General features: G+C 65.5%; 13 protein-coding genes. 8 read left to right on the plus strand and 5 right to left on the minus strand.

Annotated elements, in window-relative coordinates; genetic code table 11:
- Positions 1–5: 5 nt before the first annotated feature.
- On the minus strand, positions 6–485 hold the full coding sequence (locus OC184_RS13560) for a hypothetical protein (RefSeq protein WP_265507718.1): 480 nt from the start codon (positions 483–485) through the stop codon (positions 6–8).
- Positions 486–874: 389 nt separating this feature from the next.
- Here OC184_RS13560 and OC184_RS13565 point away from each other — a divergent pair, with 389 nt between their 5' ends.
- The 4 genes from OC184_RS13565 to OC184_RS13580 all read left to right on the plus strand — a co-directional run bounded on the left by OC184_RS13565 (position 875) and on the right by OC184_RS13580 (position 4,763).
- A complete protein-coding gene (locus OC184_RS13565) occupies positions 875–1,993 on the plus strand; it encodes an extracellular solute-binding protein (protein ID WP_265507719.1) in 1,119 nt (372 codons plus the stop codon).
- Positions 1,994–2,037: 44 nt separating this feature from the next.
- A complete protein-coding gene (locus tag OC184_RS13570) occupies positions 2,038–3,102 on the plus strand; it encodes an ABC transporter ATP-binding protein (RefSeq protein ID WP_265507720.1) in 1,065 nt (354 codons plus the stop codon).
- Positions 3,095–3,976, plus strand: coding sequence for an ABC transporter permease (locus OC184_RS13575; RefSeq protein WP_265507721.1), 882 nt, complete (start codon positions 3,095–3,097; stop codon positions 3,974–3,976). Before OC184_RS13570 ends, OC184_RS13575 begins: the two co-directional genes overlap by 8 nt.
- Positions 3,977–4,154: 178 nt before the next feature.
- Positions 4,155–4,763, plus strand: coding sequence for an ABC transporter permease (locus tag OC184_RS13580; RefSeq protein WP_265507722.1), 609 nt, complete (start codon positions 4,155–4,157; stop codon positions 4,761–4,763).
- On the opposite strand, the gene OC184_RS13585 is transcribed toward OC184_RS13580, so the two are convergent.
- The 3 genes from OC184_RS13585 to OC184_RS13595 form a co-directional block, all read right to left on the minus strand.
- Positions 4,760–5,380: an AAA family ATPase gene (locus tag OC184_RS13585; RefSeq protein WP_265507723.1), complete on the minus strand. Its 621-nt coding sequence runs from the start codon at positions 5,378–5,380 to the stop codon at positions 4,760–4,762. The genes OC184_RS13580 and OC184_RS13585 overlap by 4 nt on opposite strands.
- Positions 5,377–6,000, minus strand: coding sequence for a WHG domain-containing protein (locus OC184_RS13590; protein ID WP_265507724.1), 624 nt, complete (start codon positions 5,998–6,000; stop codon positions 5,377–5,379). The genes OC184_RS13585 and OC184_RS13590 overlap by 4 nt, the downstream gene beginning before the upstream one ends.
- 184 nt (positions 6,001–6,184) lie before the next feature.
- The gene (locus OC184_RS13595; protein ID WP_265507725.1) at positions 6,185–6,802 is read right to left on the minus strand and encodes a hypothetical protein; all 618 of its coding nucleotides are present in this window, start codon (positions 6,800–6,802) and stop codon (positions 6,185–6,187) included.
- 228 nt (positions 6,803–7,030) lie between these two features.
- On the opposite strand from OC184_RS13595, the gene recA reads away from it, so the two are divergent.
- The 4 genes from recA to OC184_RS13615 all read left to right on the plus strand — a co-directional run bounded on the left by recA (position 7,031) and on the right by OC184_RS13615 (position 12,089).
- A complete protein-coding gene (gene recA, locus OC184_RS13600; protein ID WP_265507726.1) occupies positions 7,031–8,104 on the plus strand; it encodes a recombinase RecA in 1,074 nt (357 codons plus the stop codon).
- Positions 8,105–8,281: 177 nt separating this feature from the next.
- Positions 8,282–10,939, plus strand: a complete 2,658-nt coding sequence (gene alaS / locus OC184_RS13605) for an alanine--tRNA ligase (protein ID WP_265507727.1) — start codon at positions 8,282–8,284, stop codon at positions 10,937–10,939.
- Positions 10,936–11,235: a DUF1330 domain-containing protein gene (locus OC184_RS13610; protein ID WP_265507728.1), complete on the plus strand. Its 300-nt coding sequence runs from the start codon at positions 10,936–10,938 to the stop codon at positions 11,233–11,235. The genes alaS and OC184_RS13610 overlap by 4 nt, the downstream gene beginning before the upstream one ends.
- A gap of 59 nt (positions 11,236–11,294) precedes the next feature.
- A complete protein-coding gene (locus OC184_RS13615; RefSeq protein ID WP_265507729.1) occupies positions 11,295–12,089 on the plus strand; it encodes a class II glutamine amidotransferase in 795 nt (264 codons plus the stop codon).
- Between the two features lie 3 nt (positions 12,090–12,092).
- Here OC184_RS13615 and OC184_RS13620 read toward each other — a convergent pair whose 3' ends face one another.
- Positions 12,093–12,401, minus strand: a complete 309-nt coding sequence (locus tag OC184_RS13620) for a hypothetical protein (protein WP_265507730.1) — start codon at positions 12,399–12,401, stop codon at positions 12,093–12,095.
- Positions 12,402–12,450: the final 49 nt, after the last annotated feature.

Raw genomic sequence — 12,450 nt, forward strand, 5'->3', positions numbered from 1 at the left:
TGATCTCAGACGAAGGCGGCTGTGCCAGAAATACGACGATCAGACCAAACCTGAAGCCGCTGCTCTGCGGACAACGGCACATGCGTGAAACCGCTTGACTGGGACGACCCCGTTACCGAAGGTCCTGACCCTCTCCTGCGAAGGCGGCATCCGGGGGCAGCTGATGGCGGCGGCGATGCGCCCGTCGGCCATCGGCTCAGGACCAGCAGGAGGTCGTCGATCATCGGCCCGGCAGGCGTGCGCTTCCCCAGGCTGCGCGGACCTGCCTGGCGGGCGCGGCGCAGATGCCAGCCGATCAGGCGGTTCATCCGCATGATCAGCGCCTGTCCGGCATGATCGGATGGCAACTGGTTCGCCACTGCCGACAGCGTTGTCTTGAGCAAATGCGCCAGGTTGGCCACGTGCGGCTGCGATTGGGCCAGCGGGTCCCTGTTCTGGCCCGGTGCGGCGTTAATTTCAACAATGAGGGGGCGCAGTTTCGACACATCTGGCAGGCCCAGCCGGTTGGCATGCCCGCTGCGAACCCGGCCGAGGTCGGCGCGCAGCCGGTCCAGGCTCGCAGTTCCGCGGTTACTTGGATCACGCTGGCCGCCGCGAGCCCTAGGCCGAGGACCGCAAGCGCGGCGCCCAAGGGGCGGACGATCTGCGCGAGAGCTGCGTCGATCTGGTCCATGGGCGGGGTGACGGCGACGGTGTCGGGGCTCCCGCAGCGACTTCTTCGGCCAGCCAAAAGTCGAGCAGGAAGAAGATGCTTCCGATGCCGTCGATCCCGGTCTAGTCTGCGCACCAACCTGCCGCCCGGCCTGTCATGCATCCGACATGTCGGGCGCTTAACGGGTCGTGGCTGACAAGATCAACACGGAGGATCATCAAGATGACACGGATCGACCGACGCGGCATCCTGCGCGGCGCCGCCGCCACCGCCGGCGTGACGCTGGCCTCGCCGTTCCTGGCACGGCGCGCGATGGCGCAGGACGCCGGCACGGTGAACATCTTTGCCTGGGCCGGCTATCTGAACGACGACATCTTGGGCGCCTTCCGTGAAGCCACGGGCATCACGCCGAATTTCACGCCCTATGGCACCAATGACGAGCTGCTGAACCAGCTGCGCGCGAACAACGGGGCCGGCTTCGACCTGATCTGGCCGACCGTCGACCGCGTCCCGAACTATGTCGAGTTCGGCCTGGTCCAGCCGCTGGACGAGTCGCGGATAGAGGTCAGTCGCGTGCTGCCGAGCGCTTGGGAGAATTCCGTCAACCTGGGCGCTGTGGTCGACGGCAAGCGCTATCAGGTGCCGACCGACTGGGGCACCGAGGCCGTGGCCTTCGACCGCGACCAGATGCCCTTGGAATATGGCAGCGCCTCCTATGGCGACATCTGGAACGAGGGCGCGCAGGCCACGGTCCGGGCGCATTCGGCGCTGGTGGGCCTCGGCCTCTGGCTGGAAGCCGAGGGCAAGCTGCCCCGTCCGCTGCTGGACGCCTTCAAGACGCCTGAGGCGCAGACCGAGGTCTTCGACGTGATCCTGGCCGAGGCGATCGCGCGCAAGGGCAACATCATCCAGTTCTGGAACAACGAGAACGAGGCCCAGGCAGCCTTCCGCGTCAACGGTGCCAATATCGGCCAGACCTGGGACTCGACCGCTGCAGCGTTGTCGCGCGAAGGCTTCCCCGTCGGTTTCATCGCGCCCAAGGAAGGCGCGCTGGCCTGGATGGAGGGGCTGTCGATCCCCGTCGGCGCCGAGAATCTGGACAATGCCTATGCCTTCATCAACTGGTTCCTGACGCCGGAAGCGGGCGCGATGTACACCAACGCGACCTCGATCAATTCAACCGCGGTGGGATCGGACCAGCTGATCTCGGATGAGGCCAAGGCCTTCTTTGCCGCCGCCTATCCGGGCGATGCGCTGGACAAGCTGTGGTGGTGGCCGATTCAGGAAAGCTGGTACGTGACCAAGCGGAACGAATACCAGGACCGCTTCCTGTCGGCGTGACGATTTCGGGGCGGCCCGCGCCGCCCCATCCGCAAGGAGAGACGATGTCCCATTCCGTGGAACTGGCCGGGATCGGCATGACCTTCGGCGCCACCCGCGCCGTCCGCGACGTGTCGCTGAAGGTCCAGGCCGGAGAGTTCTTCTCGATCCTGGGGCCCTCGGGTTGCGGCAAGACGACGATCCTGCGGATGATCGCGGGCTTCATCGAGCCGACCGAGGGCCGCGTCCTGATCGGCGAGCGCGACATGAAGGGGCTGGGCCCGAACCAGCGCCCAACGGCCATGATCTTCCAGTCGCTGGCCCTGTTCCCGCTGATGTCCGTACGCGATAACATCGCCTTTGGGCTTGAAGCGCGGGGGGTCGGGCGCACCGCCCGCCATGCCAAGGCCGACGAGTTGCTGCGACTGATCGCGCTGGAGGGGTATGGTGACCGCATGCCGGGGGAACTGTCCGGTGGACAGCGCCAGCGGGTGGCGATCGCCCGCGCCCTGGCCGTGGAACCGGGCGTCCTGCTGCTGGACGAACCGCTGTCGGCGCTGGACCTGAAGCTGCGCCAGCACATGCGCGCCGAGCTGCGCGCCCTGCAGAAGCGCACCGGCGTGACCTTCATCTATATCACCCACGACCAGTCCGAAGCCTTGGCCATGTCCGATCGCGTGGCGGTCATGTCGGCGGGCCTGTTGCAGCAGGTCGCCACCCCCCGAGAGCTTTACGAGAACCCGGCGACGCCCTTCGTCGCGCGCTTCGTTGGCGAAACCAATGCGGTTGCAGGCCGCATCACCGCCGTCGACGGTGGTCTGGCGCGGATCGAGACGGAGCTTGGCGCGCTGACCGGACGCGCGGGCCGGCGGGCGGTGGCCGGTACGCCGGGCACCATCTATGTCCGTCCCGAGGCGCTGATCCCCGGCACCGGCGAAAATGCCCTGACCGCCCGGATCGAGCGGGTGGACTTCGAGGGCTCATTCGCACTGGTGCATGGACGGTTTGCCGACGGCGGCTCGCTGGCGGCCTCGGTGCCATCGACCAGGCTGGCGGACGCGCCGGCACCGGGCAGCGATGCCGCCTTTGCCTTCGCGCCGGCTCACGCCGTGGTCCTCGGCGATGAGTGATCTGGGAAACCGCTTCGGCGCGGGTCAGTCGACCGTATTCCTGGCGCTGGTCCTGTTCTGGCTGGCTGGGATGGTGTTGGCCCCGAACCTGATGATGATCGACTATGCCCTGCGCCCGAACCTGCCGCCCGCGGCGATGGGCGGTCCCGACGACACCTATTCCCTGGCCAATATTCTCTATCTTGCGGGCGAGCCGACGCATCGGGCGATCTTCTTCAAGACCATCTGGGCCAGTGGGCTGGTGGCCTTGGTGACGTTCCTGGTCTGCTATCCCATCGCCTTCTGGATGGCGCAGCGCGCCACCGTGGGCCAGCTGTCGGCGGCGCTGCTGCTGATCATCATCCCGTTCTTCATCAACGAGGTTCTGCGCACGCTGGCCTGGTTTATCATCCTGGCCTATCGTGGCCCGCTGAACAGCGTCCTGATGAACGCAGGGCTCATCGAGGCGCCGATCCGATGGCAGGGCGACGGCGGCGTGCTGGCGGCGATGGTCTATGCCTATATCCTGTTCATGCTGCTGCCGATCTACAACGCGATCGAGAGCCTGGAGAAGGCGCAGATCGAGGCCGCGCGCGATCTTGGCGCCTCGACCTGGCGCATCCACGCCCGGGTGGTGATCCCCCATGCCAAGGCGGGCATCGCCACCGGTTTCGTCTTCACCTTCATGCTGGCGGCCGGGTCCTATGTTGCGCCGTCGCTGCTGGGGTCGCCGGGCAGCCGCTGGTTCACCGAGATCATCTATAACTGGTTCTTCGAGGGCGGCGACTGGAACCGGGGCGCGGCCTATGCGCTGGTGCTGCTTGTCCTCTGCCTGACGGTCGTGCTGGTCACGTTGCGGCTGGCGCGGGTCAATCTGGCGGATGTCGCGACATGACCGCCGAGCGCATCTTCCGGACGCTGTTCGTGCTCTACCTGGCGGTCTTCGCGGTTTACCTCTTTGCGCCGCTGATCATCATGGCGTCGCCGCATTCAACGAAAGCCGGTTTCCGACTGTCATCCCCTGGCAGGGTACGACGCTGGACTGGTTCCGGGCCATGTGGTCGGACGCGGCCATGTGGCAATCGCTGTGGACATCGCTGCTGGTCGCGGTCTGCGTCGTGGTGGTCGTGGTTCCCGTCGGCACCGCCGCGGCGCTGGTGCTGACGTCCCTGCATGCCCGCGCGCGCAGCTTCGCCTATGCCGTCATGGTGTCGCCCCTTCTGACGCCCGGCGTGGTGATCGGCATCTCGACCCTGATCCTCTGGCGGCGGTTAGGCGTGGGCGGCGGGATCCTGTTGATCGTGCTGGCGCAGTCGACCTTCATCATCTGCTATGTGATGCTGATGGTGATGGCGCGCCTGCAGCGCTTCGATCGCACGCAGGAGGAGGCTGCCCTGGGCCTTGGCGCCTCGCGGCCGATGGTCTTCCGGCGCGTCCTGCTGCCGTTCCTGAGACCTGCTCTTCTGGCGTCGGCGGGACTTGCCGTGCTGCAATCGGTCGAAAACTACAACACGACCCTCTTCGTGCGCGGGTTCGAGACGCCGCTGACCGTCTTCATCGCGACCAAGGTCCGCACCGGTCTGACGCCCGCCGTGAACGCGCTCGCGCTGGTGATCATTGTGGCAGCTGTGGTCGGCGCGCTTCTCTATGAGATCGCGCGCCGGCGCAGGGCGGCGGCCTAGCCGTTCGGGATGACGATGTCGGCGGAAAGGCTCGCCGTCGTCACCAGTTGCGCGTTCGGAAGGTCGTTGGCTTCGAGCTTCGCCCGCGCCTCGTCCGCCGGCAGGTGCGACCAGCGTGCAGTCAACCGGGCGCGGATCACCGAGTCGGGGACCTGCAGCATGATCGACAGGGCGAAGCGTGGCGTCAGGTTCCGCCAGCCGGGGCGGTCGAGAAGGAGGTAGTTCCCCTCGACGATCACAAGGCGCGCGCTCGCCGGGATTTCTCGCGCGGCAGCCCGCGACAGCTCCCGCGCCCGGTCGAAGACGGGAATCAGGATGTCGCGGCCGTCGTCGGCGGCCAGCCGGTCGAGGATGAAGGCCAGGCCATCAAGATCGAACGTGTGCGGCGCCCCCTTGCGCGGCAGGTCACCCCGCGCTGCCAGAAGAGTATCGTCGATGTGGAAGCCGTCCATCTGCAGGATGGCGGCCTTTGGGATCGCCTGCGCGAGGCGGTCCGCAACATGGCTCTTGCCGGCACCGGGCGGGCCCACCAGCGCGACAAGCCGGCGTTCCGGCCCATGGGACAACGGTGCCAGACGCGCGGCAAGCGCCTCGAGCGGGTCGGGCACGGCCGTCATGCCTGTGCCGGACGGCCCAGGAACTGGTTGATGAAGATCGACAGGTTATGGAGCGCGGCCTCTCGGTCGGTCATGCCGGGGTTCCACCGCGCCAAGTCACCCAGCAGCATCTTGCTGACGACCCCATAGGCATAGGTATGCGCGATGGCGATAATCTGGCCGATGTCCTGGTCACGGGGCAGGGCGCCCTGCTGCCTGGCGCGGTCGAGCGTCCGATACATCACCTGGTGGATCGCGTTCTCGTAACAGACGAGCCGGGGGTTCCTTTCGAACACCTCGGCCGGCATCAGGCCGATGACCCGGAATTCCCGCGGGTGGCGGCATCCCCATTCGACATAGGCTTCTGCAAGCGCCGTGAATTGTGCGATGGGGTCGTCGCTGCATGTCGAAGACGTGCGTCGGACGCAGATTTCCTGCAAGAGCATCAGGGCGTTTTCCGCCGTCGCCTGCAGCAGCATGCCGGTGTCCGGCACGACGGCGCGCAGATCGTCCACCCGGACGTTGATCAGGGCTGCCACCGCGTCAAGCGAAGCGACCTCTCCGGTCTCATCCAGCAGCCGGGTGGCGCCCTTGATGGCTGCCGAAAAGATATTGCCGCCGGGACGCATCGCGATTGTCATGTCGGGTTACCACACCATGGTGAGCCAGCGAGAAGCTGGAACGATTCGAGCGAGTTAAATTGCCCACACATAACTGTAGCAAGGTAGTGTCATGCAATCTACGCATTTGATGAGGTCCGGTGCGGATAAACTTGTGGTTGTGCGCCGATATTCCTGCAGCAGTGATGCTTCGTTGCATCAGCACCTAGTCGATCAGGACATGGTCCAACTCGGCCGAGGCGAGGCTGTCATAGAGACCCAGGTCCCGCGCCATCGCCGTCCGCAGCCGTTTCTCGACCTCCGGATCCAGATGCACATCCACGCTTGGGGGGACGTTGATACGTGGCAGCTCTATCGCGCAATTCAGACGCGATTCCAGAAACTCGACGAAGCTGTCGATGTCCTCGTACCGGAAGATGCGGTCGACGCGGGCGTCCCCGTTGGTAAGGAAGTCCGACTGCGTACCGATCCGAAGCCGCGCGGGGCCATCAAGGCCGGCATAGGTCGAGGCGAAGTCGCCGAAGGCCGTTCCGTGCATCGCATGCTGCGGATCGTCCAGATCGTCCCGCAGCTTGAAGCGATACCAGCTTCGCAGCCAGTCCACCGGCTCTCGCATCAGGGCCACTGTCGTGAAGCCATGCCCAGTCAGGGCGTGAAGCCAAGGCCCGAAATGGCGGCGATAGGTGGCGATGTCGGTATGCTTCGCCTCGGCCGGACGCTGGAGCGACACCGAGGCGAGCGATTCGAGCGCCATCTCGATCGCGCTTGAACCTGCCTTGGGCGTCGCCAGGAAGACCAACCGTTGGTCCCAGAAAATCAGCATCCGTCACCTCTGCCCGTTCCGTCAAACCGGCGCTGGATAGCTGGCAGGTAGATGGTTGTAAACGGTTTGTTAACCGGGGGCGCGCAATGGTGGCGAAAACGAATCGTAAATTAACCTTGACGTCCTTGAAAAACAGCCGGCGATCGCGCATCTAGAAGCGAACAGGACGTGAACATCCGGAGGGTCGATTGCCCGCACCGGAGCGCTGTGAAATAACGTGGGGATCACATGGCACAGGCGAGCATCTTCGACATGACGGACAAACGCGCAGCTGACAAGCAGAAGGCCTTGGACAGCGCCCTGGCCCAGATCGAACGGCAGTTCGGCAAGGGCTCGATCATGAAGCTGGGCAAGGACAGCCCCGTGGCCGAGATCGAGGCGACCTCGACAGGGTCGCTTGGTCTGGACATCGCGCTTGGCATCGGCGGCCTGCCGAAAGGCCGGATCATCGAGATTTTCGGGCCGGAAAGCTCGGGCAAGACGACGCTGACGCTGCATGTCGTGGCCGAGGAGCAGAAGAAGGGCGGCGTCTGCGCCTTTGTCGATGCGGAACACGCGTTGGACCCGCAATATGCCAAGAAGCTGGGCGTGAACCTGGACGAGCTGCTGATCAGCCAGCCCGACACCGGCGAGCAGGCGCTGGAGATCGTGGACACACTGGTGCGTTCGGGCGCGGTCAGCCTTGTGGTGGTCGATTCGGTGGCGGCGTTGACGCCCAAGTCCGAGATTGAAGGCGACATGGGCGACATGCAGATGGGCAGCCAGGCCCGCCTGATGAGCCAGGCCATGCGCAAGCTGACGGCCAGCATCGGACGTTCGAACTGCATGGTGATCTTCATCAACCAGATCCGCATGAAGATCGGCGTGATGTTCGGCAACCCCGAGACGACGACCGGCGGCAATGCGCTGAAATTCTATGCCTCGGTCCGCCTGGATATTCGTCGCACCGGCGCCGTGAAGGATCGTGATGAGGTGACGGGGAACACGACGCGGGTCAAGGTCGTGAAGAACAAGGTCGCGCCGCCGTTCCGGCAGGTCGAGTTCGACATTATGTATGGCGAGGGCATCAGCAAGGTCGGCGAGTTGATCGATCTGGGTGTCAAGGCCGGCGTCGTCGAGAAGTCGGGCGCCTGGTATTCCTATGGCGACGAGCGCATCGGCCAGGGCCGCGAGAACGCCAAGCAGTTCCTGCGTGACCGCCCCGAGGTCGCCTTTGCGATCGAGGACAAGATCCGCGCCAGCCATGGGCTTGAGTTCGGCGTGGCCGAGGGTGGCGAGGACGAGGCGCTGACCGAGGACTGATCCCACGGCGTGCGGAGGCGATGCCTCCGCACAGCTTCTTTCTCCGGGGGCCCGGCGCGGAGCGCGCCGGGCCCCCGGCTGCTGTTCGCGCCTTGCTGGACAGTGCCCGTGACGAGGTTTAGACCGGTCGTCGAGCCGGCCTGGCCGGAGAGACCCGTTTTGCGATGAAGGCCTGCCATGCCCAGTCTGAATGACATCCGCTCTACCTTCCTTGGCTATTTCGAGAGGAACGGCCACCGCGTTGTCGAAAGCAGCCCTCTGGTCCCCCGGAACGACCCGACCCTGATGTTCGCAAATTCCGGCATGGTGCAGTTCAAGAACCTGTTCACAGGCGTCGAGACACGCGACTACAGTCGGGCGACGACTGCGCAGAAATGCGTGCGCGCCGGGGGCAAGCACAACGACCTGGACAACGTCGGCTATACCGCCCGCCACCACACGTTCTTCGAGATGTTGGGCAACTTCAGCTTCGGCGACTATTTCAAGGAGCAGGCGATCCCCTATGCGTGGGAATTGCTGACCAAGGATTTCGGCATCCCGAAGGACCGGCTGCTGGTTACCGTCTATCACACCGATGACGAGGCCGCAGAGATCTGGAAGAAGGTCGCAGGTCTCTCGGACGACCGCATCATCCGCATTCCGACCAGCGACAACTTCTGGCAGATGGGGCCGACGGGTCCCTGTGGTCCCTGCACCGAGATCTTCTTCGATCACGGCGACAAGATCTGGGGCGGCCCTCCGGGTTCGGCCGAAGAGGACGGGGATAGGTTCATCGAGATCTGGAACCTGGTCTTCATGCAGAACGAGCAGTTCGAGGACGGCTCGATGCGCGCGCTGGACATGCAGTCCATCGATACGGGCATGGGGCTGGAGCGGATTGGCGCGCTTTTGCAGGGCAAGCACGACAACTATGACACCGACCTGATGCGGTCGCTGATCGAGGCCAGCGCGCATGCGACCAGCGCCGATCCGGATGGGCCGGGCAAGGTCCATCACCGAGTCATCGCCGACCACCTGCGCTCGACCAGCTTTCTGATCGCAGACGGGGTGATGCCCTCGAACGAGGGGCGCGGCTATGTGCTGCGCCGGATCATGCGCCGTGCGATGCGGCATGCGCATATGCTGGGGGCGCAGGACCCGGTCATGCACCGGCTGGTCCCGGCGCTGGTGCAGCAGATGGGGTCGGCCTATCCGGAACTGACCCGTGCGCAGTCGCTGATCGAGGAGACGTTGCGGTCCGAGGAGACCCGCTTCCGCCAGACCTTGGATCGCGGCCTGCGGCTGCTTGACGACGAACTGGCGAAGCTGCCCGAGGGTGCTGACCTGCCCGGCGAGGCGGCCTTCAAGCTCTATGACACGTTCGGCTTCCCGCTGGACCTGACGCAGGATGCGCTGCGCGAAACGGGCCGCGCGGTGCAGATCGAGGGCTTCGACGCCGCGATGGCCGAGCAGAAGCGGATGGCGCGGGCGGCATGGTCCGGGTCCGGAGAAGCGGCCGACGCAACGATCTGGTACGAATTGGCCGAGAAGCACGGAGCGACCGAGTTTCTGGGCTATGATACCGAAGAGGCCGAAGGGCAGATCCTGGCACTGGTGGAAGACGGTGCCGACATCGCCGAAGCCGGCGAGGGCCATAAGGTCGCCATCGTCGTCAACCAGTCGCCCTTTTATGCAGAGAGCGGCGGTCAGGTTGGCGATACCGGGTTGATCAAGAGTGAGACCGGCGCAGCGCGGGTGACGGATACCCGCAAGGTGGCTGGCGTCTTTGTGCATCATGCCGAAGTGACGATGGGGAGCATCGCGCGCGGCCAGGGGGCATCGCTGTCTGTGGACCATGACCGGCGCAGCACGATCCGCGCGAACCATTCGGCCACGCATCTTCTGCACGAGGCGCTGCGGCGCACACTTGGCGATCATGTCGCGCAGCGGGGCAGCCTGAATGCACCGGATCGGCTTCGCTTTGACTTCAGCCACAATCAGGCGGTTTCTCTCGGGGAGCTGGCGGCGATCGAGGGCGAGGTGAACGAGTTCATCCGCCAGAACAGTCCCGTGGTCACGCGGATCATGTCGCCCGACGAGGCGCGGAGCCTGGGCGCGCAGGCTTTGTTCGGCGAGAAATACGGCGACGAGGTGCGTGTGGTGTCGATGGGCAGCCTGGCCGGCAGCGGCAAGGGGGCCGACAAGGCGACCTACTCGCTGGAACTGTGCGGCGGCACGCATGTGGCGCGCACCGGTGACGTGGGCGCCTTTGCCCTGCTGGGCGACAGCGCATCGAGCGCGGGCGTCAGGCGGATCGAGGCGCTGACCGGTCAGGCAGCGCTGGACCACCTGCGCGACGCAGACCGCCGTCTGACTGAGATCGCGGGCATCCTGAAGGCGCAGTCGTCCGAGGTCGTGAACCGGGTCAGGGCGTTGGCGGACGAGCGCAAGGCGCTGGCGAACGAGGTGGCGCAACTGAAGCGGCAGCTGGCCATGGGTGGCGGTGGCGCCTCCGAGGCCGAGGAAATCGGCGGCGTCAAGTTCATCGGCCGCAGGGTCGAGGGCGTCGGCGGCAAGGAGCTTGGCGCTCTGGTCGATGAGATGAAGTCGGGCCTAGGCAGCGGTGTAGTCCTGGTTCTGGCCGAAGCCGACGGTAAGGCCACCGTCGCCGCCGGTGTGACGCAGGATCTGACCGACCGGATCAGCGCCGTGAGCCTGGTTCAGACCGCCACGGCCGCCCTTGGCGGCAAGGGCGGTGGCGGCCGCCCCGACCGCGCTCAGGGCGGCGCCCCCAGTCTTGCGGCCGCCGATACGGCGCTTCGGGACGCACGCAAACTGATCGAGGAAAGCGCATGACCGCCCTTTGGATTGCCCATGTGACCGTCACGGATGCCGAAGCCTATGGCCGCTATGCCAAGGAAGCGGGGCCGGCGATCGCCGCCCATGGCGGTGTCTTTCTGGCCCGCGGAGGCCGCTATCACCAGCTGGAAGGGAATGATCGGGCGCGAAATGTCGTGGCCCGGTTCCCCAGCCTTGATGCAGCTGTTGCCTGTTATCACAGCACGGAATACCAGGCGGCGCTGGCCCATGCCAAAGGCGCAAGCGAACGCGACCTCGTGATCGTGGAAGAGACGCCGCCCGCCACGGAGTAGGTGATTGCTTCATCCTTTCGTGGTAGACCTGTCACAAAGCAGGCACGAAGGGGCAGGGCATGTGTCGTTGGGCCGCCTATCTTGGCGAACCGATCTTCCTTGAGGATATCGTCAGTCGTCCGGCGCATTCGCTGATCCGGCAGAGCCAGGGGGCCACGCGCTGCGTGACGCCCGTGAATGCCGACGGGTTCGGGATCGCCTGGTATGGTGAACGGGCAGAGCCTGGGCTCTATCGAGACGTGATGCCGGCTTGGTCCGACCCGAACCTGCGCAGCCTGGTCGGCCAGGTGCGGTCGCGATTGTTCCTGGCTCATGTCAGGGCCTCGACGGGGACGGCGACCAGCCGGAACAACTGCCATCCGTTCACGGCGGGGCGGTGGTCCTTCATGCATAACGGCCAGTTTGGGGGCTATGACAGCTTTCGACGCCATGCCGACGTCCTGATCCGCGACGACCTTTACCAGCATCGCAAGGGCGCCACAGACAGCGAGGCACTATTCCTTGTAGCCTTGGGCGAGGGGTTGGATCAGGATCCGCAGCGTGCGATGGAGTGCGCCGTCGGACGGATGGAGGCGCTGGCACGGCAGAAGGGCGTGGCCCCGCACGTCCGCGCGGCCTGCGCCCTGTCTGATGGAGAGAGGCTTTATGTCCTGCGCTACAGCAGCGACGATCATGCGCCGTCGCTCTATTACCGGTGGTCAGACTCGCGGCAGGGCTGGGCGGTCGTCTCCGAGCCTCTGGAGACGGACGAGGGGGACTGGCAGGAGGTTGCCGCCGGCAGCTTCTGTGTTTTCGGTGCGACCGACGTCAGGATCGGAGCGTTCAATCCACAGAACCTGACCCTTGCGGCCTGACCTTCAGATGGCAGACTGTTCAGGCTTGCTGGCGGGCATGTCCGCAACGCCGCCCGCCGCCCGCGCATCTGCGGCGCGAGGTCGGCGGAAGACCAGAAGGTTGTGATAGATCGTGGTCCGGCCGGTCAGGCCGCTGCGCTCCTCGCTCGGCAGGACATCGGCGCGGACATAATCCCAGCCATCGGCGGCCATGCGGTTCAGCTCGGCCGCCAAGGCCAACGCATAGCGGTCGGTCGGCGACTTGGCATCGCGCGACTTGTCGCCCCGAAGGGGGGCCGCGATGACGGAATATTCGAAAGCCTGATCTGACATCGACCCTGTCCTGAAGAGGGGCCGCGCCGCAGTTGCGGCACTGCCCCGG

Origin of the sequence: Paracoccus rhizosphaerae (genome assembly GCF_026162645.1) — a bacterium.
Classification (GTDB): Bacteria; Pseudomonadota; Alphaproteobacteria; order Rhodobacterales; family Rhodobacteraceae; genus Paracoccus; species Paracoccus rhizosphaerae.

Bases quoted from the DNA above. Each gene is read 5' to 3' on its own strand.
- OC184_RS13565 (WP_265507719.1), top strand. From the start codon at position 875: ATGACACGGATCGACCGACGCGGCATCCTGCGCGGCGCCGCCGCCACC.
- OC184_RS13570 (WP_265507720.1), top strand. From the start codon at position 2,038: ATGTCCCATTCCGTGGAACTGGCCGGGATCGGCATGACCTTCGGCGCC.
- OC184_RS13575 (WP_265507721.1), top strand. From the start codon at position 3,095: ATGAGTGATCTGGGAAACCGCTTCGGCGCGGGTCAGTCGACCGTATTC.
- OC184_RS13580 (WP_265507722.1), top strand. From the start codon at position 4,155: ATGTGGCAATCGCTGTGGACATCGCTGCTGGTCGCGGTCTGCGTCGTG.
- OC184_RS13585 (WP_265507723.1), bottom strand. From the start codon at position 5,380: ATGACGGCCGTGCCCGACCCGCTCGAGGCGCTTGCCGCGCGTCTGGCA.
- OC184_RS13590 (WP_265507724.1), bottom strand. From the start codon at position 6,000: ATGACAATCGCGATGCGTCCCGGCGGCAATATCTTTTCGGCAGCCATC.
- OC184_RS13595 (WP_265507725.1), bottom strand. From the start codon at position 6,802: ATGCTGATTTTCTGGGACCAACGGTTGGTCTTCCTGGCGACGCCCAAG.
- recA (WP_265507726.1), top strand. From the start codon at position 7,031: ATGGCACAGGCGAGCATCTTCGACATGACGGACAAACGCGCAGCTGAC.
- alaS (WP_265507727.1), top strand. From the start codon at position 8,282: ATGCCCAGTCTGAATGACATCCGCTCTACCTTCCTTGGCTATTTCGAG.
- OC184_RS13610 (WP_265507728.1), top strand. From the start codon at position 10,936: ATGACCGCCCTTTGGATTGCCCATGTGACCGTCACGGATGCCGAAGCC.
- OC184_RS13615 (WP_265507729.1), top strand. From the start codon at position 11,295: ATGTGTCGTTGGGCCGCCTATCTTGGCGAACCGATCTTCCTTGAGGAT.
- OC184_RS13620 (WP_265507730.1), bottom strand. From the start codon at position 12,401: ATGTCAGATCAGGCTTTCGAATATTCCGTCATCGCGGCCCCCCTTCGG.